Below are 23,033 nucleotides of genomic sequence, written 5' to 3' on the forward strand. Positions count from 1 at the left end.
CGGGAGAGTGTCAGACGATGAAGTCGATCACGCCGCCATCGACGCGCAGGGCGGCGCCAGTGGTGGCCGAAGCGAGCGGCGAGGCGAGGTAGACGGCCATGTTCGCGACCTCCTCCACCGTGGCGGGCCGGCCGATGAGCGAGGTCGGCCGGTGCGCCTTCACGAAGTCGGCGCCGGCCTGCTCCAGCGTCTTGCCGGCGGCAACCTCGGCCTTGAGCATCTGCGCCACGCCTTCGGAAAGCGTCGGCCCGGGCAGGATGGAATTCACCGTTACCCCGGTGCCGGCCATGCGCTTGGCAAGCCCCCGGGCGAGCGACACGTCGGCGGTTTTGCTCACGCCGTAATGGATCATCTCGACCGGAATGTTGAAGGCGGATTCCGAGCCGAGGAACAGCATGCGGCCCCAGCCGCGCGCCGCCATCCCCGGCAGGTAGGCGCGGGCGAGGCGCACCCCGGACATCACATTGAGCTGCCAGTGCCGATCCCAGACATCGTCGGGCGTGTCGAAGAAATCCGAGGGCTGGAAGATGCCGAGATTGTTCACGACGATGTCGAAGGCGGGCTCCGCCGCGATGAGCTCGCGGGCGCCTTCCGGCGTGCCGAGATCGATGGCGCGCCCGCGCGCGGCCCCGCCCAGCCGTCCCAGCGCCGTCTCGACATTTGCCGTGGTGCGGCCGTTGATCACCACCTGCGCCCCGGCCTCCTGCAGGCCCCTGGCGATGGCAAAGCCGATGCCCTCGGTGGACCCGGTGACGAGGGCGGATTTTCCGGAAAGATCGAAGTTCATCGTCTGCTCCTGTGCCGATGGGGGAATTGCACGCGCGCTGGCGTCGCGTCTCAGGGGGCCGGGCTTGGCTTTGGCGGCGCGGCGGCGGCTTCGACGGGGGCCGCGCCGCCCTGCGATGCATTGGCCGAGGCCGATCCGCTGACGATGGACACGGTCGCGGTGAGCCCGGCGGCAAGCGTAACCGAGGGCGGCACATCGTCCAGAACCACCCGCACGGGCACGCGCTGGGCCAGCCGCACCCATGTGAACACGGGGTTGACGGTGGCGAGGCCCAGCCCATCCGGCTGCGTGTTGGGAATGGCGATGCCGCGCCCGATGCCGGTGACGTGGCCGGTCAGCGTCTCCGGATACGCCATGAGGGACACCTTGGCGGTGTCGCCGGGGCGGATGCCGTTCAGCACCGATTCCTCGAAATAGCCGTCGACCCAGAAACTGTCGCTGTCGACCACCGACAGCACGCGCTGGCCGCTCGTGGCGAAGTCGCCGGCCTGGGCGAGCAGGTTGGTGACATAGCCATTGACCGGCGACACGATGCGGGTCCGACTGAGGTTCAGCTTGGCCTGGTCGCGGTTGGCCTGCGCCTGCTGATAGGCCGCCGCCGCCATGTCCGCCCCCGCCGCGAAGCTCTGCTGCTCTTCCTTGGAAACCGCGATGGCCGTCAGCTCGGCGCGCCTCTGCGCCTCGGCCTGCTTGTTATCGAGATCCGCCTTGGCACGCGCGACGGCGGCTTCGGCATTGGCGAGGGCGATCTGGTAGTCGTCGGGTTCGATGACCACCAGCACATCGCCCTTGTGCACGTAGCGGTCATCCTTCACGGGAAGCTCGACAATGCGCCCGGAAACCTGCGGCGTGACCGTGACCACATAGGCCCGCACCGTGCCATCGCGGGTCCAGGGCGTTTCCATATAGGCCTGCCACATCCACCAGCCGAGCACGCCCGCACTCGCGAGAACGCACAGGGTGAGCAAAACCGGCAGCAGCGGGCGGCGGGGCGTTTGCCCTTCGCCGGCGGGGTTGGTGGTGGTCATTGGCGTGCACCCACAAGGACGATGAGGGAAAGGATGATGATGTAAATGCAGACGTTGAACAGGCCGGGATGCCAGACTTTTCGTGAAACGCCGTAATGGTTGGCGACCAGGCTCAAGGGAATGGTGACGACCCATGCCGCCAGCATCATCACCGCGAACGGGGCGACATAGACGCCGAAAATGTTGATCTCTGAATACATGGGACCGGACCTTCTCAACTGAAGGACAACAGGAACAGACGGCGCGTATCGACGCGTGCCGTCAGCAGCGCGGCATGGGTATCGAGGCTGTCAGCGATCACTGTTATCGCCGCGCACAACTTTTCCGGCGGGGCCGCCGCGACGCCGGAGGCGGCGGCGTTGGCATGATGCGCGCGCAGCAACTGCTCCAGCGCGTCATGGCTCGCGGCCAGCTCGCCGTCGGCGAGAGCGCGGAGCGCCTCGCGCAGCAGGCGGGCGGCGGGCGCGTGCGGCTCGCCCGCCCGCAGAAAGATGACGGCTTGGCCGAGAGCGAGCAGCGCCATCAGGTCGCCCGCCTCCTGGAGCGCCGTCTGCGGAGGAAGCGCCTCGATGCGCCGCGTCAGCAGCGTGGTCCACCGCGCGCGATCGAACGCCCGGTCTCCGCGCGCCAGCGTCCGGAAATCGCGCAGCGACAGTTCCAGCAGCCGGCGGGAGCGGATCTGCGGCGGGATGACCGGCATGATGACGAAGAACATCATGCCCACCACCGACCCTGCCACCACCGCCAGGGCCAGGTTGAAATAGGCGACCGCGCTGTAGCTGATGGGGTTGGCAACGCCCAGCAGGGGCAGAGAGGCCACCGACATTCCAAGGAACACCACGCTGTGCCACGTGCCGGCCTGCATCACGCCCAGCGGCAGGAAAAGCAGGACGAGCACGGCCATGAGCGCGGGAAAGCTGGTCACCGAGGGAAGAACGCCGAAATAGAGAACGGCGCCGAGCGCGGCCATCAGGGCGGCGCCGATCGCGTAATCCTTCGCCAGTGGCCGGGCCATGTCGCCGAAGGACCCGAAGATCAGCGTGCCGGCGGCGACGAACACGATCGCGAACGGGCCGCTGGGCCAGGCCGAGACCACCCAGAAGGCGGAGATGGCCAGCACGGCCGCGAACACCCGCAGCCCGTTCAGCAGCGCCGGAAGGGGATCGGCCACGACAAGGGCGGGAGCGCCGCGCGCGATGCGCTTGCCCTCGCGGTCGCGCAGCAGGATCAGGCTGTCGACCATCGCCGCAAGGCCCATCGCCACGTCTCGCGATGAATCGACGGCGAGGGAATTGGTGGAACCGGCGGTGGGCAGCGCCCGGATCTGCGCCACCACGTCCGCGCAGGTGCGCTGCATTTGCCGTGGGTCGCGGTCGAGCTGCGCCGGATCGATGCGCTGGAGAAGCGGAACCAGCGTGTCGGCGATCACGGCGTTGCTGTCGCCCGGCCGGCGGTGGTGATTGCCGACATTGCGCCAGGCGACGAGCGCACCAACCAGCGTGTCGACCATGTGACGAAGATTGCCGGCACGCGAGCGCAGATAGGAGGATTCGCCCGTGACAGCGTCGATCTGCACCTCGAGCTGCCCGAGCGAGCGCACCAAACCCTGCCGCGCCGCCTGTATGTCCGGCGTCTCCCCGCCCTGCGCGAGCGTCGCGATGAAGCCGTTCGCCACCTTTTCCAGCGCTTGCCGCAGGGTTTTCGCCAGCTGACGGCTCGCCGAGCCGAAATCGGTAAGGAGAATGACGAAGACGGCCGCCGCTATACCGATGCAGATCTCGCTGACCCGCACGATCGCCAGGAAGAAGGCCGTGCTCGGGTCCGCCAGCGTGTCGGCGAAGATGATCGCCGAGGTGATGCCGGCCAGGGCGGCGGCATAGGAGGCGAAATTGCGCAGCATCACCACCCCGAAGCCGCAGACGCCGCACCACAGGGCGAGGCAGAACAGCAGGGAGTTGCGGTGCTGCGGAAACAGACCCAGCAGCGTGACCATGACCAGCCCGCCGACAATCGTCCCGACGCCCCGGTAAAGGCCCTTGCGCAGCGAGGCGCCGAGGTTTGGCTGGCAGACGATGGCGGCGGTCGTTGCCGCCCAGTACGAGTTCTGCAGTTCGAGAAAGTAGGTAATGTAAAGCGCCAGGCACACGGAAGCCGCCAGGCGCACGCCGAACAGCAGTCGCGGGCCGAAGGGCTGGAAGACGTGGAGCACCGCCTCCAGCGCGGCGCCTGCGCGCCCCGTCTTGGCCGAGCGTAAGTCGTGAACGTCGCTCATGGCGCCTGTGCCGGGTTTGAACGGGTGGAAGTGTGAGAACAGCATAGGCAGCGGGCGGCGCTTTTAAATTATACGGCCGTGCCGGCGCATCGCACTTTGGTATGCGAGGGTGGCGTCACGCGGCGCGCGGCGGCGCCGGCACAGGGGCGGAAGCCGCGCCTGTGCCAGTTTTCGCGGCTCTACTGCCGGCCAGAGACGGCGGCAGCCGGGCCTCGTTAATACCTATGTTTGTCCCCCGCATATGGGCGGACTATTTCTTCGGCGGCCGGCCTCACCTTTTATTTACCGCAGGGGCGGCCAGGCATTTTCCGAGCATGGCGGCTCCCGGCCGGCTTCCGACAGGCGGCCGGTGTCTCAACCCTCCCGCGACAGGAGACCGCCATGGGTATCGCGAAGACCATTCGTCCCTATCATGAGCCGGCCGGCGGCTGGGGTGCGCTCAAGGCGATGGGCATTGCCCTTGCCGAGCAGGACATCGCGCTCTCCGGCATGGCGACGCTGGCCCGCATGAACCAGCATGGCGGGTTCGATTGCCCGGGCTGCGGCTGGGCCGACCCGAAGAACCCGTCGCCGTTCGAATATTGCGAGAATGGCGGCAAGGCGGTGGCGTGGGAGGCCACAACCAAGCGCTGCACGCCGGAATTCTTCGCCGCCAACACCGTGTCGGAGTTGGAGGCCTTCACCGATTTCGAGCTGGAGATGCAGGGCCGGCTGACCCACCCGATGCGCTACGACGCCTTCACCGACACCTATGTGCGGGTGAGCTGGGACGAGGCCTTCGCCATTGTCGGGCGGCATCTCAACGCGCTGCCCGACCCCAACATGGTGGATTTCTACACCTCCGGCCGCGCCTCCAATGAAGCCGCCTTCCTCTACCAGCTCTTCGCCCGCGAATACGGCACCAACAACTTCCCCGACTGCTCCAACATGTGCCACGAGGCGACCAGCGTCGGGCTGCCGCAGTCGCTCGGCGTCGGCAAGGGAACGGTGCTGCTGGAGGATTTCGAGAAGGCCGACGCCATCTTCATCTTCGGCCAGAACCCCGGCACCAATTCGCCGCGCATGATGACCGACCTGCGCAACGCCTCGCGGCGCGGCGCCACCATCATGTCGTTCAACCCGTTCCGAGAGCGGGCGCTGGAGCGCTTCCAGGCGCCCCAGAACCCGATCGAGATGGCGACGCTCACCTCGACGCCGATCTCGCAGCGGCTGTTCCAGGTGAAGGTCGGCGGCGATGTCGCGCTCATCAAGGGCATCATGAAGCTGATGGTCGAGGCGGACGAGGCCGCCCGCGCCAACGGCCAGGCGCTCGTGCTCGACTGGGAGTTCATCCACGGCCACACTGTCGGCATCGACGCCCTCATCGCCGATCTGAAGGCGACGCAATGGGCGGATATCGAAGCCAAGTCCGGCATCGCCCGCGCCGATATCGCGGTGGCGGCGGACGCCTATATGAAGGCCGAGCGGGCGATCATCGTCTTCGGCATGGGCATCACCCAGCATCGCCACGGCACCCAGAACGTCCAGCAGCTCGCCAATCTCGCGCTGCTGCGCGGCAATATCGGCCGCGAAGGCACCGGCATGTGCCCGGTGCGCGGCCATTCCAACGTGCAGGGCGACCGCACGGTCGGCATCACCGAAATTCCCTCCGCCGAATTCCTGACCCGGCTGAAGGACCGCTTCGGCTTCGAGCCTCCCCACGCGCCCGGCCACAACGTCGTCACCGCGCTGGAGGCGATGGTGCGCGGCGAGGCCAAGGTGTTCATCGGGCTGGGCGGCAATTTCTCCGCCGCCATTCCGGATTGGGACCAGACCCAGGCGGCGATGCGCCGGCTCGACCTCACCGTCCACATCGCCACCAAGCTGAACCGCAGCCACATCGTGCATGGCCGCGAGGCGCTGATCCTGCCCTGCCTCGGCCGCACCGAGTTGGACCAACAGGCCGGCGGCCCGCAGGCGGTGACGGTGGAGGATTCCATGTCGATGGTGCACGCCTCACGCGGCCACAACGCGCCCGCCGCCGAGCATCTCAAGAGCGAGCCCGCCATCATCGCCGGCATGGCCCGCGCCACGCTGGGTGCGCGCTCCAGGGTCGCGTGGGAGACGCTCACCGCCGACTACGCGCGGATCCGCGACGATATCGAGGCGGTGTTCCCGATTTTCCAGGGCTATAATGAGCGGATCAAGGAGCCCGGCGGCTTCCACCTCACCTCGCTCGCCCGCGAACGCATCTGGGCGACGCCGTCCGGCAAGGCCAATCTGCTGGTCTGCGACGGGCTCTGCGAGGACCCGAACGTCGATGACCCGGAGGCGCTGTGGCTCACCACCGTGCGCAGCCACGACCAGTACAACACCACGCTGTACTCGCTCTCCGACCGCTATCGCGGCGTCTATGGCCAGCGCGACGTGATCTTCCTGAATGAGAAGGAGATGGCGCATCGCGGCCTGAAGGCCGACGACCGGGTCGACATCGTCACCCTCTCGCAGGACGGCATCGAGCGCGCGGTGCGCGGCTTCAAGGTGGTGCCCTACAGCTTCCCGGACGCCAGCTGCGCCGCCTATTACCCCGAGACCAACCCGCTGGTGCCGCTTTATGCGCATGACCCGCAGAGCTTCACCCCCTCATCCAAGGGCGTGCCGGTTCGCCTGGTGAAATCCACCGCCCAGCCGGGAGCCAACTGACATGGACGCGGTCGCCCTCTCCCGCCTGCAATTCGCCTTCACCATCGGCTTCCACATATTGTGGCCGACGCTGACCATCGGCACCGCCTGGTTCGTCACGGTGCTCAGCGCCCTGTGGTGGCGCACCGGCAACACGCTCTATCGCGACCTGATGCGCTTCTGGATGCGCCTGTTCGCGCTGGGCTTCGGCATGGGCGTCGTCACCGGCATCGTGCTGAGCTACGAGATCGGCACCAACTGGGCCGGCTTCTCGCGCTCGGTCGCCAATGTGCTGGGGCCGCTCTTCGCCTATGAGACGATGACCGCCTTCTTCCTGGAAGCCGGCTTCATCGGCATCATGCTGTTCGGCGAGGGCCGGGTTTCCAAGGGCGCGCACTTCTTCGCCTGCCTGATGGTGGCGATGGGCGCGCTCATCTCCTCCACCTGGATCATCGCCGCCAATAGCTGGATGCAGACCCCGGCCGGTGCGGTGGCGGATGCCGAGGGCATCTACCACGTGGCGAGCTGGTGGGACGTGATCTTCACCGCCTCCTTTCCCTACCGCCTCGCCCACATGGTGTGCGCCAGCTTCCTCACCTGCTCCTTCGTCATCGCCGGCGTCTCCGCCTTCCATCTCTGGCGCGGCCAGCACGTGGCGGCCTCGCGCAAGGCGTTCTCCATGGCGCTCTGGCTGGCGCTGGTGCTGGCACCGCTGCAGATCTTCATCGGCGACCTGCACGGGCGCAACACCATGGTCGAGCAGCCGACCAAGCTCGCCGCCATGGAGGGCCTGTGGGAGACCACCAAGGGCCCGGCCATGACGGTGATCGCCTGGCCCGACATGGAAGCGCAGAAGAATCTCTACGCGATCGAGATCCCCCACCTCGCCAGCCTCTACCTCACCCATAGCTGGGACGGCGAGGTGCAGGGCCTGAAAGCCGTGCCGGAGGCCGACCAGCCTTATGTGCCGATCGTGTTCTTCGCCTTCCGCATCATGGCCGGCATCGGCGTGGTGCTGCTGGCCACCGCCATCACCGGCCTCATTCTTCGCCTGCGCGGAAAGCTGTTCACCACCCGCTGGTTTCAATACGTCACCATGGCGACCACGCCGCTCGGCTTCCTCGCCGTGCTGGCGGGCTGGACGGTGACCGAGGCCGGGCGGCAGCCCTGGATCATCTATGGCGCGCTGCGCACCGCCGATGCGGCTGCACCGGTGACATCAGGCGCGGTGACGACCAGCCTGCTCATCTTCTTCGCCGTCTACAATGTGCTGCTGCTGGCCTTCGTGTGGTTCGCCGGGCGGGTCGCTCTCAAGGGCCCGGTCGACAGCACGCCGCCGACGCTGGAGCGGCCCGGCATCGAGCGCACGACGCTCGACGCCTTCACCTCCTCCCCCATCCCGTCGCCCGCGCGCGGCATCGAACAAGCGAGGGCCTGACCATGACCGAGCTTATGCACGCGGACTACATCCCGCTGATCTTTGCCGCCGTCGCCGTCTTTTGCGTGACCGTCTATGTGCTCGCCGACGGGCTGGATCTCGGCGTCGGCATTCTCTTCCTCGCCGCCCCGCGCGACCAGGACCGCGATTTGATGATGGCCTCGATCGAGCCGGTATGGGACGGCAACGAGACCTGGCTGGTGATGGGCGGCACGCTGCTCTTCGCCGCCTTCCCGGCCGGCTACTATATCCTGCTGCCGGCCTTCTACCTGCCGATCATGTTCATGCTGTTCGCGCTGATCTTCCGCGGCGTGGCCTTCGGCTTCCGCCTGCAGGCGACGCAGTTCCGGCTGGTGTGGGACATTGCGTTCGCCGCCGGCTCCTTCCTCGCAACTTTCTGCCAGGGGCTGATCCTCGGCGGGCTGATCAATGGCGTGCCGGTGGAGAACGGCATGTTCGCGGGCGGCCCGTTCAGCTTCCTCAGTCTGCTCGGCATCCTGTGCGGTGTCGGTTTGGTGGGCGGCTATGCGCTGATCGGGGCGGGCTGGCTCATCTGGAAGACGCAGGGGCCGACGCAGGTCTTCGCCCGCGAGATCGCCCATGCCGCGCTTATTCTCACCGCCGCCATGATGGCGCTGGTGAGCGCGTGGAGTGCCTGGAGCGTGCCGGAAGTGGCGGCACGCTGGTTCGCCCTGCCCAACCTGCTGCTGCTCGCGCCGGTGCCGGTCGTCACCCTCGCAGTCGTCGTCGCCCTGTGGCGCGGCATATGGGAGGGCGCGCAATGGCGCACCTTCCTGCTGGCGCTCTCGCTGTTCGCGCTGGGGCTGGTCGGGCTGATCGTCAGCCTGTGGCCCTATCTCGTGCCGCGCCAAGTCACGGTATGGGATGGGCTGTCCGACCCGCAATCGCTCGCCTTCGTCTCGGTGGGGATCGTGGTCATCATTCCCATCGTACTGGCCTATCAGGCGCATGCCTATTGGGTGTTTCGCGGCAAGACCCAGCACGAGGCGGGGGCCTATGGCGGGCCCTCGGGCTCCTGACACCGCGTCGCGACGCGCCATGGAGCACAGCGTCGAGGGCGTCTAGCCCTTGACGCTGCCTCGCCAGGCGCCGGGGCTGTCACCCACCTGCCGCCGGAACGACCGGGCAAAGTGGCTCTGCTCGGTGAAGCCGCACCTCAGCGCGATCTCGGCCAAGGAAAGATCGGTAGTGCTCATCAGGCGCTTGGCTTCGGCGATCCTGAGATCGGAGAGATAGCGGTGCGGCGCGGTGCCGAAGCTGAAGCGAAAGGCGCGCGCGAAGTGGCTGGGCGAGAGCTGGCACTCGCGGGCAATCTCCTTGATGGTGACCTGCCCGCCGATCCGCGCATGCATCATTTCCGTAGCGCGGCGCTGCTGCCAGGGCGCCAGCCCGGCACCCATGCGAGCGCGCTGGGCGTCCAATCCCCCATAGCTCTGCGCCACATGCGCCAGCACGCTCAGCCCCAACTGGTCGACAAACAGCCTGTTCGCCGCCGCGGGTTGCCGGGCGACCGAGAGCAGCACCCGGGAAAGCCCGACCAGCGTCTCGTCGAGCTGGTCGCGGGGCCAGTGGAGCGTCCTGACACTTCCGCCATTGTGCTCGCGAAAGAAGTCCTCCAGCACCTGCCTCGGAACATAGAACTGCAGCGCCTCGAACGGGCCTGTGAACTCGCACTGGGGATTGGCGCGGAGATCGACAACGCTGACCGTCCCGGCGGCGAAGGCACCCGAGAAGCGCATGAGCCCGCCAATCCAGCAGGCGTGACGCTCGATATCTCTTAATTGTTGGAGTATGCTGAAGGCATCTTCGGCCGGGATAGGTGCCGTTCTCTCCCGCTGTACCTTCGGGCAATGGATGTGCGTTACAGAAAAGGGAAGTTCAAGCGGATGGTTTATTCCCGCAATCAGCGCACCTCTCATGTCTAGATGCCGACAAATACGCTCGCCAAAAAGCCCTTCCACGGGCAACGACTCTCCTTTCCCGGATGACATTTGCGTCGATCTTTCATATTCTGGCTGAGCGCAGGAGATTACGTAAGTTGAGTGGCCTGCGAAACCGGGACTGGACGCCGGATGATGCGGAAGAAAATTCCGCATGAACAAGCTGGACGGCATTTCAGTCTTCGTTCAAGTGAACGATTCCGGCAGCTACGCTGCGGCCGGCCGCGTTCTTGGCATGTCCGCCTCGGCCGTCGGCAAGGCGATCGTCCGGCTTGAAGAGCGCATGGGCCTCCGGCTGCTTCATCGCAACAATCGGAGCATCGGGCTGACAGCGGAAGGCGCGGTCTTTCTCGACCATTGCCGCCGCATCATGGCCGAATTGGCGGCGGCGGAGGCAACCCTCTCAAACGCCCAGGCCCAGCCGAGCGGAAGGCTTCGCGTCAGCGCACCTGTGGCCAGCGAAGGATGGAACCGCGTTTTCCTCCAGTTCATGGCGACCTTTCCCGAGATCGACCTTGACGTCAGCTACACCAATCGACTCGTCGACCTTGTAGAAGAGGGCTACGACGTCGTTTTGCGAATTGGCCCGCTTCAGGACTCGCGCCTGCTCACCCGGCGCCTCGGCGTCTTCAGCCTGCGACTGGTGGCGTCGCCGACCTATCTGGAGCGACATGGCACCCCCCGGACGATCGAGGATCTGCTGGGCCATGCCTGTCTGCGCAATCGAAACGTGTCGAGCCGCCGGATCGACGCGTGGCCCCTCGGGCCTGACCACGCGCATATCAACGCCGAGCTCTCCAACAAGTTGGTCGCCGACCATTACGCCATGTTGCTCATGGCGGCGTTGGAGGGACTAGGCATCGTGTGCATGCCGAGCTTCTGGTCCGACGAGCATATTGAGCGGGGCACGCTGCGGCATATTCTGGCCGACCTGACCCCCAACCAGCGCGCGGTATCGGCCGTATGGCCGGGCGGGCGCGGATTTCCCGCCAAGCTGGCGGCATTCCTGGACTTCATGGCACAGAAACTTCCGGCCGTGCTGCGATAGGCATCCGGGCATCGGGCCCGTGCCCGTAACCTCGACACGTCCGCCATCCACCGCCGGAGCGGGACGTTTGCGCGCGAAATTGGATAGACGCCGACAAATCAGCCAATCGCCGAATCGGCCGCTCCCTTAACCTGCAGGCTGGGATTACACCCGGGAAGGCTCCAGCAGGAGGTCGAGATGACTGGGCAGCGGACGCGCCCGGCCGCGTTGAGAGAGCATCTTTCACACCTCTTCGGGCTGATCCCGGAGAGCATCCTCAGCACAAGCCCTGACTGCAGGGCGCCGCTCGAAATGGCGCGGGTGTGCTTTGATCCGCCCATTTCCGGCAACATCTCCATCGGGCCGGGGGAGCCGGGATTCCTCGTAAGCATTCAGCTCGGAAATAGTCACGCGCAACGCGTGTACAAACGCGATAACTCGGAAATCTATGTCTACAACCGCGATACGATAAGCATCCGCCATTTGAGTGAAGCCTATAAGGCCGACCTGCTGACGCCTTTCGATTTCGCCCTTTGCTACATCCCGTGCGAGGCGATCAATGCCGTCGCGCAGGAAATGGGCGCACCGGAACTGACATCGCTCGCCTGCCCACCGGCGACGCGCGACCCCGTAGCGGCCGATCTCTGCCGGGCGCTGCTGCCGGCCCTGGATCGGCCCGGGCAAAGAGAGGCGATTTTTGTCGATTCGGCCGCGACGGCGTTCGTCTGCCACCTTGCCGCAACCTACGGGGACGTCCCCGCCTCACGCTCCTGGACCAATGGCAGTCTGGCGGAGTGGCAGAAGCGGCGCGCCATCGAGCTGTTGACGCTCGCGGCCGAGGCACGTGCGCAGATGTCCATTGCCGCGATTGCTGCCGAGTGCGGGCTTTCGCGCAGCTATTTCGTGAGGGCCTTCAAGAAATCGACAGGCCTCCCGCCGCATCGCTGGCTGGCGCGCCATCGTTTGCACAAGGCGAAGCACTTTCTCTCCCAGACCGATGAGCCGATTGCCGAGGTGGCCGACAGGTGCGGGTTTGCCGACCAGGCCCACATGACGCGCGCCTTCGCGTCGGCGACAGGCCTGACGCCGGCCGCATGGCGCAGATACCTGCGGTCCTGACGGGTCGCCCCGCGCGGCGGGTCATCCCACTGGGGCTTCGAGCCGTTCGCCCTCGGTGAGATAGCACGGGTATCGGCACTTCTGGCGGCGCGCGAGCCGCGCATCGATCTCGACAACGACAAGGCTCTCTTCGGCCGACGTCTTTGCCAGCAGCCCGCCATCGGGCGCAAACGCGAAGCCCGGTCCGCCGAATTCAGGATTGTTGCCGGCGCGGCCGGCGCGGTTGGAACTGACAACGTAGCTGCCGGAGACGATGGCGGCCATGGCGCCTGCGGTCACGCAAGGCGAGGGCGCATCGGTGGCGCGCGGCACAACAATGAGCTCGGCGCCGTCGCCGCCGAGATGGCGAGCCATCTCATTGAACATCAGTTCCGTGCAGAGCAGCACCCCGACCCTGACGCCCAGCACGTCTGCCAGCAGCGGCGCGCTCTGGCCGGGCTGAAACCAGGTGCGCTCGCGCCAGCCTTCCTGGTCGGGAAGAACGAGCTTGCGGTGGAGATAGCGCAGGCGCCCACCTTCAAGTACCACGCCCTCGTTGGCCAGCCGGCCCTCCGACCATACCGGCCGGGAGGTGATGACGGCAGGGAGGTCGAGATCACTCAGCGCCTTGAGGCCCTGTTCGTGTATCTCGACGCTCGCCGCCGCCGCCTTCTCATCGTAGCGCGGGGAGCCGGCAACCCAGGCGCCGAACGGAAGCTGGTTGGTCACCAGAAGATCGGGACTCGCATCCTCGACGCCTTGCGCGATACGCTTCCATTCCGGGCCGGATGGGACAAGCCCATCGGGCCATTGGACAAACGCTACGCGCAACAGAGCCTCCAGCCAACCGGGGACGAGGTGAGAACGCCATTGTAGACCGGGCTCGCGCTGGGGTAACGCGTCCCGCAGCGCGGCGGCTGCATCTCTTTCGCCGTGGCTGCCGCACCCGCCGCCATTTGCCGTCCAGACATGCTATGAGACGATATCTGCTCCTGTCTGCAGGCGCCAGAGCCGTTGGCATGCGCGTTACGTTCGATGGCACAATGTACCGCTGAGGGGTGGCTGTGAGAGCAGAAGAGGACAGTGGCCCTCTTGCCTGGCAACCGCCCCTGCGCGAGGCGCCGCGCCTTGTCATCAGCCCATCGACCGCCCTGCAGATGGTCGTGGTCCGCCTGCGCGCCGAGCCCGGCCTGCCGGCGCCGGGCATGCGCTTTCCCGGCGCCCCCGAATGTTTCGCCGGCCTGCCCCGCAACTATCCCCGAAACCGGCTCTGGCTTGTCGGGCTACACCGAGGCACGCACCCCTCCGGGGACAACGGCGTCAGCTTCATGGATGTTCGCGAGACGCCGGCCCCGCCGGCGGAGGATGGTTTCGACTATCTCGCCATCCACATCACCCGGTCGTCACGCGACGAAATCGGCCGCCCGCCCGTCGGCCGCTCACCGAGCGCATGGCGCTGGCCGCAGCAGGTCCAGGACAGCACCCTGGCAACGTTGGGCAGGCTGCTGATTCCGGCACTGGAAGGTCGGGCCGATCCGAACTCCCCCTTCGTGCAGCATGTCGGCTGCGCCATCCATATCCACCTGGCCTCGGCCTATGGTGGCGTGGAAGAGGACCGCCCGGTCAACAAGGGCGGATTGGCCGCATGGCAGGAGCGGCGGGCCAAGGAGTGCATGCAGCAGAACTTCGCGGCGTCGCTGAGTATTTCGGACATTGCGCGCGAATGCGGCCTGTCGCCCAGCCACTTTACCCGTGCGTTTCGCCAGAGCACCGGACTGCAGCCCCACCGTTGGCTCACGCTGCATCGCCTGGAGACTGCAAAGGCAAGGCTGCTCGAAGGCCGGATGTCGCTGGCGGAGATTTCGCTTTCCTGCGGCTTCGGCGATCAGAATAACTTCACGCGCGTGTTTTCATCCATCGTCGGCGTCAGTCCCGGCCATTGGCAGCGCCTCAATCGTTAGGGACGCTCACCCGCGCGGCGCGTTCATCATCGCCGCGCGAACTCTTCCCGGGCCGGGGCGAGAAATGGGGCCCCGCCCCTCTCCCGCTTGGCCAGATGACCCCGTCCGGCCAAGGCACCGGTTCAGGCGCCGGTGCGGTGCTTCGCCAGTTTCGACAGGGTCGCCTGTTCGCGGAACCATTCCCGCAGTCTTTTGGCCGGCATGCCGCCCCAGCGCTCGCCGGCCGGGACGTCTCTCATGACGCGCGAGGCGGCGGCGAGCTGGGCACCCTGGCCGATCCGCAGATGGCCCGCAATGGCGCTCTGGCCGCCCACCGCCACATAGTCTTCGAGCACCGTCGAGCCGGCAATCCCGACCTGCGCGGCGATCACGCAATGGCGCCCGATCCGTACATTGTGAGCGAGTTGAACGAGGTTATCGATCTTCGTTCCGTCGCCGATGACGGTGTCGCGCCCGCTGCCGCGGTCCACCGTGGTGTTGGCGCCGATCTCGACATCGCTGCCGATCACGACACGGCCGAGCTGGGGCACCTTCACATGGCCCGACGCGCTCATCGCGTATCCGAAGCCGTCCTGCCCGATGCGGACGCCGGGATGGACGATCGTCCGATCGCCCAGCGTGCAATGGGTAATGGTGACACTGGCGCCAAGGGAGCAGTCCGCACCGATCGTCACGCCCGCCCCCAGCACCACATGTGGACCGAGCACACTGCCCGATCCGATGGTGACACGCTCCCCGACCACAACGCCCGGATCAATCACCGCGCCGGCCCCGATCACCACGCCGGCGCCGATATGGGCGCTGGGATGCACCCAGCATTGTGAGGACCCGCCCGCCCGTGCGAGCACCGGCTCCGGCCGCAGGGCCTCGGGATGCAGGCGGGCAAGCAGCCTCGCATAGGCCATGCGCGGGTCCCTGACCACGATGGCGACGGTGCCGGACGGGACCATATCGACGAACCGCTGCGTGACGATGCAGGCGCCCGCGAGCGTGGCGCGCAGCGATTCCGCATGGCGGACATGGTCCATATAGGCCACCTGCCAGGGCTCGGCGGTCTCCAGGCTGGCGCCACCGCGCAGGCGGACGCGCGGATCGGCGGTCGCGGGCAGCGGCGATCCCAGCTCCCGCGCGAGTTCGGCCAGGGCGATTCCGCTCGGATCAGACGCTTGGATCATGGGGCTCTCTTCATGCCGGTCGGGGAGACGGGCAGCGAGGTTCGGCCGACCTGCGGGACGGTGCAGGCTGGCCGATCCACGCGTCCGGATGCGGACGACGCCGTCTCTGGAGGGGGGTGGTCGACGTGCTGGTATGTGCGCGCTAAGGCGCCGCCGCTTCGGAAGTCTCTTCCGCCGCAGCGGTTTCGACCGGCGCCGTCGCGGTTTCTCTCGTCCCCGCCGGCTTGGCGCCCTTGTCGGTCCATTCCGGCGGCAAGCCGAGCTGCCCTCCGACCAGGCCGGCCAGGCCGGGATAGCGCCCATAGCGTTCGCAGGCGGCGTATTTCGGCGCCAGCCCCATCGCCGAGTTGATCTTTTGCGCCGAGGGCAGATCAATGCCCGAACTTCCGAAGGGGCTTTTGCCCTTCACGAGCAGGTAGCCGAAGTCCTCTCCAAAGGCGTCCGCCAGCTCATAGGCGTCGCTCACCTTCGACGCGCGTGGCGTACTGAAGAACGCGTTCGCTCCCCGGGCCCAGAGCATGGAGGCCTGCTGCTGGCCCGAGGGATCGGTGGCGGCGGCCTCCATCGAGAGCGTACCCAAGCCGATGGGCAGGCGCGGGGTGGGAACCGGCACGCCCAGATCGACGAAACTCATGCCGATCGACGTGGCGGCCGAAAGGCCTGCCGCCACCTCGTCGGTTTCGGTCGCCTGCGTGACGGAGGCCTGTACGGTGAGATCCGCCGGCTGGTCCGGCGGCACTACCGTGAAGCGGTCGCTCAGGCTGACGCACAACCCGCGATTGACCGCGTTCGCCACAAGGTTTCGTTGCGGGCTTGTCAGCTTCACGGCGATGGCGGGCGAGAATTCCGTCGGAGCAATCCGCACCGTGCGGGCGGCCAGGACGCTCTCCTTGTTCACGCTGATGCGCGATTTGGTAAGCACACCGTCCGAGGGCTCCAGGGTGTGATAGGCCGACAGCCCCGTGCCCTGCACCAGCGGCGCCGGGGCGCAGCCGCCCATGGCGCCGGACACGGCCAGCAGGCTGCCAATTCCGGCGCGGCGAAGCGTGGGCATGGCCGGCGCCCGAGCCGGGCACGCGGAAGGAACGTCCGGCTGTCGTGCAGGCGACGGCGCGGGCGCGCCCATCAGCGGCGCTTGCCAGGGTGCATCTGGCCGGGGAGGACGACGAGGATCGTACGCTCCGCCGCGACAGGGCTCAGAAAGAACGCGCATCGAGCGCCTCCCGGTGGTGGCTGTGCTTGCCGTGCAGTGCACGCCGATACCAGTAGACGGCGTTGTGGAGTAAAATCTGGCGGTAGATGTCCGAACGCGTCTGCCCACCGAAGTTTGATGTCAAAACATGTCGGGCCGCTCCTGAACGGTATTTGACACAGAAAAGCTACCACCGCCCGCTAGGGCGCTTTCCAGCTTGTCTGAAGTCACCCGTTCAAAGCTGATCATGAGTCCGCAAGAGCCCCGCATCCTGGTCGCCGACGATGACGGCGAAATCCGCAAGCTGCTTGCCCGCTATCTGCGCGAGCAGGGCCTGGCGGTTCTTCTCGCCGGCAACTGCGCCGAGGTCCGGCAGACCATCGCCGCCCATGAGGTCGATCTGATCGTCCTCGACGTTCTGCTGCCCGACGGGTCGGGGCTCGATTTGTGCCGCGACCTGCGCGCGGCGCGATCGAACATTCCGATCATCCTGCTGACCGCCCTGCAGGAGGATGTCGACCGCATCATCGGTTTGGAAATCGGCGCCGACGACTATCTCGGCAAGCCGTTCAACCCGCGCGAACTGGCGGCGCGGATTCGCGCCGTCCTGCGGCGGGGCGTGAATGCCCGCCCGGCTACCGGCATGGCGGCGCTCTACCAGTTCGAGGACTTTGCCGTTGACCCCGCGGTGCGCACGGTAACGGGCCCCGACGGCCAGTGCGTTCCGCTGACAGGGGCCGAGTTCGATCTCCTCCTCGTCTTCCTCGCCCGGCCCGGGCGCGTCCTGTCGCGCGAGCAATTGCTCGACCTTTCCCGCCGGCGAAATGGCGGCGTGCTCGACCGGTCGATCGATGTTCAGGTGAGCCGGCTGCGCCGCAAATTGTCGAGCGGCGGCAAGGCGCATATCTTCAAGGCGATCCGCAACGGCGGCTACCAACTCGCCGCCAAGGTCAGCGTCCTGGACCGGTAGATGGGGACCATCCGCGCCAAGTTCGCCCTGTTGCTCCTGGGCTCCATCGTAGCCGTGGTGGCATTGATCACGCTCGCGGTGATCTATCTCTTCGCCCTGCCGAAGGAGAGCGAAGTTTCCCTGCTCGCCCGTCAGCTCATCACCATGAAGCGATTATCCGAGCAGGATCCCACCCCGCCCATACGCGCGCCGCAACCCGATGCAGGCCCGCCCGACCGCGAGCAGACGGAGCTTATGCGGGCGGCCGTCGCGGCGCTGGGGGTTCCGCTCGACCTCACGGTGACGCGCAGGAGCGACGACCGACGCTTCCGCACCGTCTCCTTGCCTGTCGGCCCCGGGAGCTGGGTGCTGATGGAGATCGACCCTCCGGCGGATCCCCATTTCTGGCTGTGGCTGGCCTTCATCACCGTCGGTGTCGGGTCGGTGGCGGTGTTCGCCGCGCACCGCATGAGCCGTCCGCTGGCATTGCTCGAAAGCGCCCTCGCACAGGTCGGGCCGGATGGCATTCTTCCCGCGCTTGCCGAGCGCGGCCCGGCCGAGGTGCGCGCCACGGCGGCGGCGATCAACTCCCTTTCGGTTCGCCTGAAAAGTGCCATGGAGAGCCGGATGCGGCTGGTCGCGGCCGCCGGCCATGATCTGCGCACACCCCTCACCCGCATGAGGCTGCGCGCCGAATTCGTCCCCGACGAGGAAGAGCGGAGCCTGTGGCTGCGCGATATCGACGAGTTGCAGCGCATCGCCCACAGCGCGATCCAGCTCGTCCACGAGGAGACGACCAAGACGTCGCTCGAAATCATCCGGCTGGATCAAAAGGTACGACGCGTTGTGGTGGATTTGCAGCAGCAGGGCTATGCGATCGACATGGCCGAGCTCTGCGAGGTGGAGGTCAGCGCCAGCCGCCTGAGCCTGAACCGTGCCCTGCGCAATCTGCTCATCAATGCGGCCACCCATGGCGTGCGCGGCACCGTCGCCGTCGCTGGGGGAGTGCGGGCGCGAGTGACGATCACCGATCAGGGACCCGGCATCGAGGCCGACATTCTCGACCAGGTATTCGAGCCGTTCTTCCGTGCCGATCGCGCACGCAGCCAGAGCATTCCCGGGGCCGGCCTCGGCCTGACCATTTCGCGAGAGATCATCCGCAAGGCCGGCGGCGACATCACCATCGCCAATCGCCCGGGTGGCGGCCTGGTTCAGGTCATCGAACTGCCGGCGCTCATTTCCCGGTCGCCCTCGTCCTAGCCGCCCGCCGATAGTCCCTGCGGACAAAACCATCTCCCGGACATGGACCGCCAGGCGGACGATCGCGCCGGCTCGCGCCTTCGCACGCTGCGTCCACCGGGCCAGCTCGGCGCCGGCCCGTCGCCGCCGTCATCAACATGGCCACGATGATCCGGAGACGGCGTCACGCGGGCAAGACGCCCGGGGCAACAAAGCGAGAAGGCGCGCCGCCTTGCAGCGACGCGCCCTCGTGATGCTGGTTTCGATGTCAAACGAGGCCGGTCAGGCCGGCACCCGCGAACCGATCAGAACTTCTTCTCCAGGCCGATCTTGCCCGTGATCTGGGTGCTGTCGGAGTTGAACTCCGAGCCGCCCGACACGATGAAGGCGGTGGTGCGGTCCAGGCTGTAGAACGCCGCGGTCCCGGTGACTTCGCCGAACGACCCGTCAAGCGCATCGAAGAACGCCGCGCTGTCGAGCGTAACCGGATCGAAGAAGGACGCCGAATTGTTGTCCCCGAATTCGTTCCAGTACTTGGCCAGCACGTAGAGGTCGGCGGACCCGGTCGACGTGGCGAAGCTCGTGCCGATACGGGCACCAACGCCGCCACGCGTGCTCTCGCCATCCTTGAAGTTGACGCTGGTGCCGGCGAAGACGCCGTCGTCGAAGGATGTGCTGAGATAGGAGAACGACACGACCGGCTCGACATAGAACAGGTTCGTGCCGAACCGATAGCCGGCGTTCAGGCGAAGGCCGACGTTGGTGACGTCAACGCTCGGGTTCTGAACCACCGCCGAATTGTAGTCGAGGGTGAGGAAGTCGGCCTTGACCTCGGCATCGGCGTAGAACGGCCCCGTCTTGTAGGCCACGAAGCCACCGATCGAGCCGCCGTCAAAGTCGGCGGAGAGGCCGTAGGCGTTGTACTTCACGTCCGATGTTTCGTAGCCGCCGAAGACACCGATGCGCCAATTGCTGTTGGCGAGATAGTCCGCACCGCCGAAGAAGCTGTACGTGTCCTGATCGTAGCCCGTGTCGATGGTGATCGGGGTGCCACCGATGAGCGAGGTCGAGCTTCCGTCATTCGAGCCCCAGGCACCGCCGGCACGCGCCCAGACCAGGATCCGGCCGTTGTCCTCGACCTGCGGGGTCGCCTTCACCGGGAACGGCGCCTTGGTCGGGCCGGGATTGGTGGCCGCGTAGCCGAGCGGGACGGAAGCGGCCGAGTCGGCGGAGGCCGAGAAATAGCCGTCGTAGATGTGGTCCTGCACGACGGTGTTCGACTGATACCAGATGCTCTGCGCCGCCGTGACCAGGCTCGGTAGCACGCGGGCGTCGACGCCCCAGTCGCTGTACAGCTCGAAGTGCTCGTCGACCTTGTCCTGACGCAGGAACGAGGCGCGGAAGCCATCCTGCACGGCGCCGTAGCCGCCAATGTTGATGTAGCCCTGGGACGTCGAGGAGATGAAGAACGCGTCACCGGTCCTGCAGAGGGACTGGGAACCGCCGGTGCACTCCTTCTCCACCGGAACCTCGGCGGAGCTGCCGCTGTAGTCGACCACGACGATGCCCGTGGGATCGATACCCGAGGAGCCGCCCACCTTGTTGATCACGATGCCGGTTGAACCGGAGATCGTCGGGAAGATCTGGTGATCCTCCTTGTCGCCATGGTCCAGCATGACGAGCATGTCGGCATTGTGCTCACGGTAATTGACGTCCACGCCCAGCCGCCCGCCCACACCGACATAGTCGTGCAGCATTTCGATACGGTCGCCGGCGCCGCCGTCGATCATCGACACCAGGCCGTCATTGTAGAGCGTGAAGTGCTTGAAGCTGGCCGTCTCACTCACCGAGCTGTCGAAGCCGGTCTGGATCAGGCCGTTATTGATGAACACCGCCTCGGAGAACTGCTCCCCGTCGCGACCCGTGATCGCGCTCTCGCCAGTCGTGAACCACGCACCATTATTGACGAAGATGGAGTTGCCTTCGCCCTCCGAGCCGCCTTCCTTGCCGTCGATGTCGAGCCGGCCGATGATCAGGCCGTCATTGACCACGAAGGAGGCGCCGCCCTTGATCTTCACGGCCAGGTCGTCCGAGGCGTCGGCGAATGCCGACAGCCCGCCGGAGCTGGCCCTGTTGACGACAGAGCCCCAGCGCGAGTCGCTGACGGCGTTGAACAGCCCATCGCCCCAGTCGAACGGCGTGTTGGTGCTGCCGACGATGCCGCCGGCGCCGTTATAGACGAACACGCCGCCATCGTTCTTGTCGGCGTCGATCTTGATGACCGGCGTATCCTTGCCGCCCGCACCGATCAGCGTGCCGTAATTGATGATGCCAACCGCGTCGTCACCCTTGTACTTGATGTCGACCGCCGAGCCGCCGGGCGCGAAGACGCCGCCCGTGGTCTGCGCCTCGGTGCCTTCGGCGACCGCGAGGCCGTCCGCATAGCCGGGGGTCAGATAATCGTCGGCGCCGCTGAAGTCCCAGCTGCCGGAATTGAAGACGATGGTGCCGAATTCGCGCTCGTCGACGGCAAAGCCACCGAATTCGGGGGCAATGTCGTAGACGATGCCCTCACCGGCGCTGCCGCCTTCCATCTTGATCTGGATGCCGGTGCCGGCATCCTTGCCGGACGGCACCACGAACGTGCCGTCGCCATTGTCCTTATAGGCGTTTACCCGCGCGTCCGCCGACGCAGACACGAAAAAGCCGTTGCTGACAGCGACATAGCCGCCGGGGCTATCCTTGGTAATCTCGGCATAGATGCCGGCCTTGGCGTTGGCACCCTCAGCGCCGACGAAGCCCGAATTGACGATCGTGATATTGCCGTAGTCTTCGGTCGCGTCCTTGTTGTCGACCTTGGCGGAGATACCGTAGTCGCCGCCCGCATAGATTTCCGAGAAATCGTTGTTGAAGATCAGGACATTGCCACCCTTGTTGGTGACGTTGATGCCGATCTTTCCGGCGACGATGACGCCATCGAGATTGACCTCGCCATCCGAGACCGGCAAGCCGTTGGCGACGGTGATGTTGCCACCCTTGCCGTCGACATGGATGCCGTCGTCGCTGCTGATGATGGTCTCATCGGAAAGGTTGTAGACGTCGATCCGCCCGGTGCCCTCGTTCTTCACCGAGATGCCGATCTTCGACTCGATATGGCCGGCATTGATGATGGAGATGCCGCCAGTGGACGTCTTGTCGGTGATTTCGGCCACGATGCCGGATTCACCGGCGTAGATGTCGCCGACATTGACGATGGAGATGACCTCGCCCGAGGCGCCCGTGCCCTTGGTGGTGGCCGAGATGCCGTCCTTGGCGGCGTAAATCGCCCCGCTCTCGATAACGAGGCCGTCCTCGGCCACCCCGTTGTAGATGGAGATGGTGCCGGTCTTGGTGGTCGCGACGATGCCGGAGCCGGCGACCTGGCTGATGTCGAAGGCCGAGCCATCCTTCAGCGTAGCCGGCGTCTCGCCGACATAGAACTGGTTCTCGGAAAGCGTCAGGGCCTCGTCGAAAGTGACACCGATGATGCCGGTGTTGGTGATCGAGATATTGCCGCCCTCGGACTCGGCCTTGATGCCGTTGCCGTCCTTGCCGAGCGCCTCGATGAACGCGCCGCTGGTGATGGTGATGGCGCCGGTATTGTCGACATCCGCCGTCTTGGTCGTAACCGAGATGCCGTTCTTGGACGAACTGATCGCGCTGGTGCCGCCGACGGAAACCGTCACGTCGTAGCCGGCCGTCGCTTTGCCCGCGGTCTTGTCGGATTCGATGACGATGCCTTCGCCATCATGGAAGTAGTTGTAGACGGTGCTGTCGGAAACCGTTTCCGGCGCCGTCAGCACCAGGTCCATGTCGAAGGTCTTGCTGTCCGGCGAAACCGGTTCCGCGCCGGACTTGTACTTGGCCTCGTCCTTGCCGGTGATGTCGCCGGTGCACACCACATTGCGATAGGTGAGGTCGGTCGAGCCGGGGTTGGTGACGATGCACGTCCCGCCGGGCATCGGCTCGGCACGTACCAGCGAGGGGAGCGTCGCCACCACGATTCCGGTGATCAGCGCCGTGCCGGCGAGAAGCGCCGTGCGCTTCGATGCGCCGCTCGTCCGCCCGCGAACGCCAGCCGCCGCCGCCGCAATGTGCCGGCTGTCGCCAGACACAGCAGACCGCTTGTTAACGCGCATTTTAATCGTCCCCAGCCTTAAAGATCGTCACGCAGCCCAGCACACCGTATGGCCCGCGACGGGCGAG

At 66.3% G+C, this 23,033-nt stretch carries 17 protein-coding genes; 8 read left to right on the forward strand and 9 right to left on the reverse strand.

All coding sequences use genetic code 11. The features are described from left to right. Positions 1–10: 10 nt before the first annotated feature. Genes ACQY76_RS04355 through ACQY76_RS04370 form a run of 4 tightly spaced genes read right to left on the reverse strand, consistent with a single transcriptional unit; the run spans position 11 to position 4,087 of the window. Positions 11–787, reverse strand: coding sequence for an SDR family NAD(P)-dependent oxidoreductase (locus ACQY76_RS04355; RefSeq protein ID WP_428031687.1), 777 nt, complete (start codon positions 785–787; stop codon positions 11–13). A gap of 50 nt (positions 788–837) precedes the next feature. Continuing rightward, positions 838–1,815, reverse strand: a complete 978-nt coding sequence (locus tag ACQY76_RS04360) for an efflux RND transporter periplasmic adaptor subunit (protein WP_428031688.1) — start codon at positions 1,813–1,815, stop codon at positions 838–840. Further along, positions 1,812–2,015, reverse strand: coding sequence for a DUF1656 domain-containing protein (locus tag ACQY76_RS04365; RefSeq protein ID WP_428031689.1), 204 nt, complete (start codon positions 2,013–2,015; stop codon positions 1,812–1,814). Before ACQY76_RS04365 ends, ACQY76_RS04360 begins: the two co-directional genes overlap by 4 nt. 14 nt (positions 2,016–2,029) lie before the next feature. Then, the gene (locus tag ACQY76_RS04370) at positions 2,030–4,087 is read right to left on the reverse strand and encodes an FUSC family protein (RefSeq protein WP_428031690.1); all 2,058 of its coding nucleotides are present in this window, start codon (positions 4,085–4,087) and stop codon (positions 2,030–2,032) included. Positions 4,088–4,468: 381 nt separating this feature from the next. Between ACQY76_RS04370 and ACQY76_RS04375 the strand changes: the two genes are divergently transcribed. Genes ACQY76_RS04375 through cydB form a run of 3 tightly spaced genes read left to right on the forward strand, consistent with a single transcriptional unit; the run spans position 4,469 to position 9,226 of the window. After that, a complete protein-coding gene (locus tag ACQY76_RS04375; RefSeq protein ID WP_428031691.1) occupies positions 4,469–6,769 on the forward strand; it encodes an FdhF/YdeP family oxidoreductase in 2,301 nt (766 codons plus the stop codon). A gap of 1 nt (position 6,770) precedes the next feature. After that, entirely contained in the window at positions 6,771–8,186 is a 1,416-nt protein-coding gene (locus ACQY76_RS04380; RefSeq protein WP_428031692.1) for a cytochrome ubiquinol oxidase subunit I, read from the forward strand. Positions 8,187–8,188: 2 nt separating this feature from the next. Beyond that, positions 8,189–9,226, forward strand: coding sequence for a cytochrome d ubiquinol oxidase subunit II (cydB, locus tag ACQY76_RS04385; RefSeq protein WP_428031693.1), 1,038 nt, complete (start codon positions 8,189–8,191; stop codon positions 9,224–9,226). A 42-nt stretch (positions 9,227–9,268) separates the two neighbouring features. Here cydB and ACQY76_RS04390 read toward each other — a convergent pair whose 3' ends face one another. After that, the gene (locus ACQY76_RS04390; RefSeq protein ID WP_428031694.1) at positions 9,269–9,946 is read right to left on the reverse strand and encodes a helix-turn-helix transcriptional regulator; all 678 of its coding nucleotides are present in this window, start codon (positions 9,944–9,946) and stop codon (positions 9,269–9,271) included. A 355-nt stretch (positions 9,947–10,301) separates the two neighbouring features. On the opposite strand from ACQY76_RS04390, the gene ACQY76_RS04395 reads away from it, so the two are divergent. Both ACQY76_RS04395 and ACQY76_RS04400 read left to right on the forward strand, forming a co-directional pair. Continuing rightward, positions 10,302–11,195 (forward strand): LysR family transcriptional regulator, encoded by an 894-nt coding sequence (locus tag ACQY76_RS04395; RefSeq protein WP_428031695.1) that lies wholly within the window; start codon positions 10,302–10,304, stop codon positions 11,193–11,195. Positions 11,196–11,372: 177 nt separating this feature from the next. Beyond that, positions 11,373–12,293, forward strand: coding sequence for a helix-turn-helix domain-containing protein (locus ACQY76_RS04400; RefSeq protein WP_428031696.1), 921 nt, complete (start codon positions 11,373–11,375; stop codon positions 12,291–12,293). A gap of 21 nt (positions 12,294–12,314) precedes the next feature. On the opposite strand, the gene ACQY76_RS04405 is transcribed toward ACQY76_RS04400, so the two are convergent. After that, positions 12,315–13,001: a carbon-nitrogen hydrolase family protein gene (locus tag ACQY76_RS04405; protein WP_428031697.1), complete on the reverse strand. Its 687-nt coding sequence runs from the start codon at positions 12,999–13,001 to the stop codon at positions 12,315–12,317. A 335-nt stretch (positions 13,002–13,336) separates the two neighbouring features. On the opposite strand from ACQY76_RS04405, the gene ACQY76_RS04410 reads away from it, so the two are divergent. After that, on the forward strand, positions 13,337–14,233 hold the full coding sequence (locus ACQY76_RS04410) for a helix-turn-helix domain-containing protein (RefSeq protein WP_428031698.1): 897 nt from the start codon (positions 13,337–13,339) through the stop codon (positions 14,231–14,233). Between the two features lie 122 nt (positions 14,234–14,355). Here ACQY76_RS04410 and lpxD read toward each other — a convergent pair whose 3' ends face one another. Together lpxD and ACQY76_RS04420 are read right to left on the reverse strand one after the other, a co-directional pair. Next, positions 14,356–15,408: a UDP-3-O-(3-hydroxymyristoyl)glucosamine N-acyltransferase gene (gene lpxD / locus ACQY76_RS04415; protein ID WP_428031699.1), complete on the reverse strand. Its 1,053-nt coding sequence runs from the start codon at positions 15,406–15,408 to the stop codon at positions 14,356–14,358. A gap of 142 nt (positions 15,409–15,550) precedes the next feature. Further along, entirely contained in the window at positions 15,551–16,462 is a 912-nt protein-coding gene (locus ACQY76_RS04420) for a DUF3313 domain-containing protein (RefSeq protein ID WP_428032930.1), read from the reverse strand. Between the two features lie 385 nt (positions 16,463–16,847). Between ACQY76_RS04420 and ACQY76_RS04425 the strand changes: the two genes are divergently transcribed. Both ACQY76_RS04425 and ACQY76_RS04430 read left to right on the forward strand, forming a co-directional pair. Next, the gene (locus tag ACQY76_RS04425) at positions 16,848–17,570 is read left to right on the forward strand and encodes a response regulator (protein WP_428031700.1); all 723 of its coding nucleotides are present in this window, start codon (positions 16,848–16,850) and stop codon (positions 17,568–17,570) included. Continuing rightward, positions 17,571–18,809: an ATP-binding protein gene (locus tag ACQY76_RS04430; protein WP_428031701.1), complete on the forward strand. Its 1,239-nt coding sequence runs from the start codon at positions 17,571–17,573 to the stop codon at positions 18,807–18,809. It begins immediately after the preceding gene. 284 nt (positions 18,810–19,093) lie between these two features. Here ACQY76_RS04430 and ACQY76_RS04435 read toward each other — a convergent pair whose 3' ends face one another. Beyond that, the gene (locus tag ACQY76_RS04435) at positions 19,094–22,966 is read right to left on the reverse strand and encodes an autotransporter domain-containing protein (protein WP_428031702.1); all 3,873 of its coding nucleotides are present in this window, start codon (positions 22,964–22,966) and stop codon (positions 19,094–19,096) included. Positions 22,967–23,033: the final 67 nt, after the last annotated feature.

The sequence above is a fragment of the Ancylobacter sp. genome, assembly GCF_965279025.1.
Classification (GTDB): domain Bacteria; phylum Pseudomonadota; class Alphaproteobacteria; order Rhizobiales; family Xanthobacteraceae; genus Ancylobacter.

Coding starts and splice junctions, on each gene's coding strand:
- ACQY76_RS04360 (WP_428031688.1), bottom strand. CDS start 1,815: ATGACCACCACCAACCCCGCCGGCGAAGGGCAAACGCCCCGCCGCCCG.
- ACQY76_RS04420 (WP_428032930.1), bottom strand. CDS start 16,462: ATGCCCACGCTTCGCCGCGCCGGAATTGGCAGCCTGCTGGCCGTGTCC.
- lpxD (WP_428031699.1), bottom strand. CDS start 15,408: ATGATCCAAGCGTCTGATCCGAGCGGAATCGCCCTGGCCGAACTCGCG.
- ACQY76_RS04400 (WP_428031696.1), top strand. CDS start 11,373: ATGACTGGGCAGCGGACGCGCCCGGCCGCGTTGAGAGAGCATCTTTCA.
- ACQY76_RS04365 (WP_428031689.1), bottom strand. CDS start 2,015: ATGTATTCAGAGATCAACATTTTCGGCGTCTATGTCGCCCCGTTCGCG.
- ACQY76_RS04430 (WP_428031701.1), top strand. CDS start 17,571: ATGGGGACCATCCGCGCCAAGTTCGCCCTGTTGCTCCTGGGCTCCATC.
- ACQY76_RS04370 (WP_428031690.1), bottom strand. CDS start 4,087: ATGAGCGACGTTCACGACTTACGCTCGGCCAAGACGGGGCGCGCAGGC.
- ACQY76_RS04390 (WP_428031694.1), bottom strand. CDS start 9,946: ATGCGCTTCTCGGGTGCCTTCGCCGCCGGGACGGTCAGCGTTGTCGAT.
- ACQY76_RS04380 (WP_428031692.1), top strand. CDS start 6,771: ATGGACGCGGTCGCCCTCTCCCGCCTGCAATTCGCCTTCACCATCGGC.
- cydB (WP_428031693.1), top strand. CDS start 8,189: ATGACCGAGCTTATGCACGCGGACTACATCCCGCTGATCTTTGCCGCC.
- ACQY76_RS04395 (WP_428031695.1), top strand. CDS start 10,302: ATGAACAAGCTGGACGGCATTTCAGTCTTCGTTCAAGTGAACGATTCC.
- ACQY76_RS04375 (WP_428031691.1), top strand. CDS start 4,469: ATGGGTATCGCGAAGACCATTCGTCCCTATCATGAGCCGGCCGGCGGC.
- ACQY76_RS04355 (WP_428031687.1), bottom strand. CDS start 787: ATGAACTTCGATCTTTCCGGAAAATCCGCCCTCGTCACCGGGTCCACC.
- ACQY76_RS04435 (WP_428031702.1), bottom strand. CDS start 22,966: ATGCGCGTTAACAAGCGGTCTGCTGTGTCTGGCGACAGCCGGCACATT.
- ACQY76_RS04425 (WP_428031700.1), top strand. CDS start 16,848: ATGAGTCCGCAAGAGCCCCGCATCCTGGTCGCCGACGATGACGGCGAA.